The organism is Bradyrhizobium sp. P2_E8 (assembly GCF_056403875.1).
The window spans coordinates 1-3,811 of the sequence record NZ_JBFUES010000758.1; the positions used below are offsets into that span (position 1 = coordinate 1).

3 protein-coding genes are annotated in these 3,811 nt (G+C 67.1%); 2 read left to right on the forward strand and 1 reads right to left on the reverse strand.

What is annotated here, in order from left to right; all coding sequences use genetic code 11:
* On the reverse strand, positions 1 to 1,582 hold a 1,582-nt coding region (locus AC1D00_RS31210; protein WP_477013303.1), incomplete at its 3' end, for an ATP-dependent DNA helicase RecG.
* Between the two features lie 257 nt (positions 1,583 to 1,839).
* On the opposite strand from AC1D00_RS31210, the gene AC1D00_RS31215 reads away from it, so the two are divergent.
* The gene (locus tag AC1D00_RS31215; protein ID WP_477013304.1) at positions 1,840 to 2,130 is read left to right on the forward strand and encodes an FAD assembly factor SdhE; all 291 of its coding nucleotides are present in this window, start codon (positions 1,840 to 1,842) and stop codon (positions 2,128 to 2,130) included.
* Positions 2,127 to 3,811, forward strand: a 1,685-nt coding sequence (locus AC1D00_RS31220) for a CarD family transcriptional regulator (protein WP_477013305.1), incomplete at its 3' end; no start/stop codon positions are given. The genes AC1D00_RS31215 and AC1D00_RS31220, both read left to right, overlap by 4 nt.

Here is a 3,811-nt window from a genome sequence, read left to right on the forward strand (position 1 = left end):
TCATCTGGCCGTGGACCAGACCGACGCGGTCGCCAAAGCGCTTCTGCAGGCTCTCGAAGCGTTTGGTCGCGTTGGTGAGGTGCTCGGTACCCTCGGCCTCGGACTCCTCGACCAGCGGGCAGATCCAGTAGACCAGCTTCCCGGACTCGAGCGCGCGGCCGACGCCGTCCATGACTTCGCCGAGGCGGCTCATCGCCACCGCGCGGGTGTCAATCGGCTGGCGGCCGGCCGGCTTCTCGCGCAGCTCGGAGATATCCATGTCGCCGAAATAGGTCAGCACCAGCGTGCGCGGGATCGGGGTTGCGCTCAGCACCAGCACGTCGACGGCTTCGCCCTTCGAGGTCAGCGCGAGCCGTTCGCGCACGCCAAAACGATGCTGCTCGTCGACCACGGCAAGCGCGAGGTCCCGAAAGATCACGTCGTCCTGGATCAGCGCATGGGTGCCGACGAGCAGATCGATCTCGCCCTCGGCGAGCTGGGCAATGATCTCGCGTCGCTCCTTGCCCTTTTCGCGGCCGGTGAGGATCGCGACGCGCATACCGGCGCGCTCCGCCAGCGGCGCGATGGTCTTGATGTGCTGGCGCGCCAGGATTTCGGTCGGGGCCATCAGCGCGGCCTGCTTGCCGACTTCGGCCACCGCTGCGGCGGCCAGCAACGCCACTACCGTCTTGYCGGAGCCGACATCGCCCTGGAGCAGGCGCAGCATGCGCACCGGCTGTTGCAGATCGTTCGCGATCGCTGCGGCCGCATCGCGCTGGGAAGGCGTCAACGCATAGGGCAGCGCGTCGATGATCTTGTTGCGCAGATGGCCATCGCCGGCATTGCGTACGCCGGCCGGGCGGCGCAATTGCGCGCGGATCAGGGCCAGCGCCAGCTGGCCGGCCAGCAGTTCGTCGAAGGCGAGGCGGGACCAGAACGGCTGATCGGGCAAAATGTCCGTGAGCTCGACCGGCTGGTGCACGCGGGTGAGGGCTTCCGCGATGGGCGGGAAGTGGCAGCGGCGCATCACCTCCGGGCTGATCCATTCCGGCAAGGCGGGCAATTTCTGGAGCGCTTGCGCGATCGCGCGGCGCAGCGAGCCGAGCGCCAGGCCCTCCGTCAAGGGATAGACCGGATCGATGCCGGAGAGTTTTGAGATCGCCTCTTCGTCCAGCACGCGGTCGGGATGCACGATCTGCGGCATGCCGTCATACATCTGGAGCGTGCCGGAGACGTAGCGTTTCTCGCCGACGGGCAGCAGCTTTTCGACATAGCCCGGCTTGGCGCGGAAGAACGTCAGCACGACGTCGCCGGTATCGTCGCTGGCGTACACGAGATAGGGCGCCCGCGCATTGCGCGGCGGGGGCGGGCGGTGGCGGTCGACGGTCACCTCCAGCGTCACCATGGTTCCCTGCACGGCATCGCGAATCTTCGGCCGGGCGCGGCGGTCGATGACCTGGCTCGGCAAGTGCAGCAGAAGGTCAACCAGCCGCGGCGTCTCGTTGCGGCTGAGCAGGTACTGCAGCAGCTTGTCCTGCTTCGGACCGACGCCGGGCAGGCTGGTCACGGGAGCAAACAGTGGATTGAGCAGGCTGGGGCGCATTTCTCGCAACATTCGTCATGCGCGGGCTTGCCGCCTTCGCTAAGGCTCGCTGGCCCGAGATCGAAAGCCCGGCGATGCCTTTGGCGGAGCAGGGACCCGCGCATCCATCTTTCAATGACGATGGATTGCCGGGTCAAGCCCGGCAATGACGGTCTCCAAACAATTGCAAAAACAAAGAGCTGACACCGGCCGCCCAAGTAGCTATATCACCCCCGCCCGGCACGTCCGGGCTTTCGGCGTTTGACTGGAATTGAGACATGACGGGAACGACACGATCGAGCAACGGGCTGGACGACCGCCGCAAGCGGCTGCTGTTCCRCTGCTGGCACCGCGGCACGCGCGAGATGGACCTGATCCTCGGCCGCTTCGCGGATGCCGAGATCGGCAACCTGTCCGATGCCGAACTCGCCGAACTCGAGCACCTGCTCGAGGTCAACGATCCCGACCTCTATGCCGCCATCACCGGCGACAAGGTGCTGCCGGCCGACGTCACCGGTGCGCTGTTTGCCCGTATCAAGGCGTTTCCGATCGCGGACCGCGACGCATGAAGCAGGGGATGAAATCGCCGGCCGAGCTGCTCACGCCCGGCCGCGCCCTGACGCTTGCCAATGTCGCGGAAGGTGCCGAAGGCCTCGTCATCTCGGATCTGGCGCGCGCCATCGCGGCACGGCCGAAGAAGCCGGCCGTCAGCCTTGCAGTGGTCTGCCGCGACGGTGCGCGGATGCAGCAGCTCGAACGCGCGCTGCAGTTCTTCGCGCCCGATCTGCCGGTGCTGACCTTCCCGGCCTGGGACTGCCAGCCCTACGACCGCGTCTCGCCGCATGGCGGCATCTTGGCCCAACGCCTGACGACGTTGGCGCGGCTTGCCCCCCTGACCGGTAGCGACAAGCCGCTGATCGTGCTGACGACGGTCAACGCCATCGTGCAGCGCGTGCCGGCGCGCGAGCTCGTCGCGGCGCAGGCGCTGTCGGTCGCCCCCGGCAACGTCGTACCGATGGACACCATCGTCGCCTGGCTCGAGCACAACGGCTACAACCGGTCCTCGACCGTGCGCGAGCCCGGCGAATATGCCGTGCGTGGCGGCATTCTGGACCTGTTTCCAGCCGGCCTCGAGCAGCCCGTGCGCTTCGACTTCTTTGGCGACAGCCTTGAATCGATCCGCTCCTTCGACGCCGAGACCCAGCGCACGCTGCTCGACATGCGCTCGCTCGACCTCGTCCCGGTCTCTGAATTCCAGCTCGTCACCGACACCATCCGCCGTTTCCGCATGGGCTATGTCGCCGAGTTCGGCGCGCCCGAGCGCGACGATGCGCTGTACGAGGCCGTCAGCGAAGGCCGCCGCCATCCCGGCATGGAGCACTGGCTGCCGCTGTTCCAGGACCGGATGGACACGCTGTTCGACTATCTGCAGGGCGCGGCCGTCGCGATCGAGCCGCAGGCCGAGGACGCCGTCCGCGAGCGCTTCAAGCAGATCCTCGACTATTACCAGGCCCGCCGCGATGCGATGGAGCATCCGGGCGGCGGCGCCATCTACAAGCCGCTGCCGCCGGACCGGCTGTATTTCACCGAAGAGGAGTGGACCAAGCGCCTCGGCGACATCCCGCTGGCGCGCCTCACGCAATTCTCCGTGCCGGCGGATGGCGCTGGTGTCGTCGATGCCGGCGCACGCAAGGGCCGCGACTTCGCGCCGGAGCGCAACGACACCACCGTCAACGTGTTCGAATCCGTGGTCAGCCACGTGATGGCCCTGCAGGCGCAACGCAAGAAGGTCGTGATCACGCTGTGGAGCGAAGGCTCGCGCGACCGCATGACCTCGATGCTGCGCGACCACAAGCTGGCCCACACCACCAGCGTCAACAGCTGGCGCACGGTGCAGGCCACCCCGCGCAACGAGACCATGCTCGCCGTGCTCGGCTTGGAGAGCGGCTTCGAGACCGACGAGATCGCGCTCATCAGCGAGCAGGACATCCTCGGCGACCGCCTGGTGCGGCCGCGCAGGGCGAGCCGCAAGCTCGACAATTTCATCTCGGAGGTGACGAGCCTTGCCGCCGGCGACATCGTGGTCCATGTCGATCACGGCATCGGCCGGTTCGTCGGTCTGCAAACGCTCGACGTCGCCGGCGCGCCCCACGACTGCCTCGAGCTGCATTATGCGGCCGAGACAAAACTGTTCCTCCCCGTCGAGAACATCGAGCTGTTGTCTCGCTACGGCTCCGACCAGACCACGGT